General features: G+C 71.1%; 1 protein-coding gene. It reads right to left on the bottom strand.

Annotation, left to right across the window (positions count from 1 at the left end; translation table 11 throughout):
* A partial coding sequence (locus ABZ641_RS39345) for a transposase (RefSeq protein ID WP_359989552.1) occupies positions 1–961 on the bottom strand: 961 nt, incomplete at its 3' end.
* Positions 962–1,027 lie beyond the last annotated feature (66 nt).

Genomic DNA, 1,027 nt, shown 5'->3' with positions numbered 1-1,027 from the left:
CCAGAGCACGCCTGATCTCCACGGTGCGCCAGGCCCGTGACGGATCGGTCCGCAGGAGGCGCAATGTGCGTTCGCGAAAGCCGAGCGCCTGCTCGTGGAGAGGCTGCTGGTCCGGTGCCGGGCGGGGCCGGACCGTGATCGTCGTCAGAGTGATCGGCTGACTGGCGGCCGGCCTGGGCTCGGACAGCTTGCCGCTGTACTGCGACATCGGGCACTTCACCTTGCGTGCGCTGGTCCTCGCCCGGCGGGCGGGCAGCAGGTTGTCCAGGACCGCCCGGCCGATCGCTCCCAGTCGGTCCGTGGGACCGAGGACGCCCTGGGCGGTGACCACCTGCTCCGTGGCGGTGTGGAGGGCGACGGTGAAGCTTGCCCGGTCGGGGTCAGCCCCGGGGAGGGACTCCACCGCCTCGACCATGATCCGGCGCAGGGTCTGGTAGATGGACAGCAGGGCCCACAGCTCCTGTTCCAGGCCTGCCGGCTCGGCCGAGCGCAGGACACGTCCGGCGAACAGGGTGTCCTTCAGCGCGAGGAAGGAGACTTCGATCTCCCAGCGCTCGTGGTAGAGCCCGATCAGGCGGGCCGCGGGATCCGTGCGGTGGTCCAGCAAGGTGGTGATGAGCCGGTAGCGGTCGCCGATGCGTCGGCCGTCGGCGCATTCGACGGTGACGTCGGCCTCGATGATCCGGAACGTACGGCCCAGCAGCCGGGTCAGGTACGAACCGTCCGGCAGCACGGCCATCACCGCCGGCCGGCGTCGCTGCGTCGAGCGAGCCAGCAACTGTGCGCCGGTCCCGGCGACCTCGTTCAGGAACTCGTCCCCGGTGAAGCCGCGGTCGATCAGCAGCAGCATGCCGGCGTCCAGCAGGTGCAGCAGCCTGCGGGCGTACCCGGGCTCGCCCTCACCGGTCGGGCCGAACACTGCCCCCAGCAGAGCCCGCGTCCCGGTCTCGCACAGCGCCATCAGCCGCACATGCGGATACCCCTCCACCCCTCGGTGGCGCCGGGTCTTTCCCAGCAGGCCGCGGAT

The sequence above is a fragment of the Kitasatospora sp. NPDC007106 genome, from assembly GCF_040634455.1.
In the GTDB taxonomy this organism is placed as follows: domain Bacteria; phylum Actinomycetota; class Actinomycetes; order Streptomycetales; family Streptomycetaceae; genus Kitasatospora; species Kitasatospora arboriphila.
This window is presented reverse-complemented; position numbering and strand designations above follow the sequence as displayed.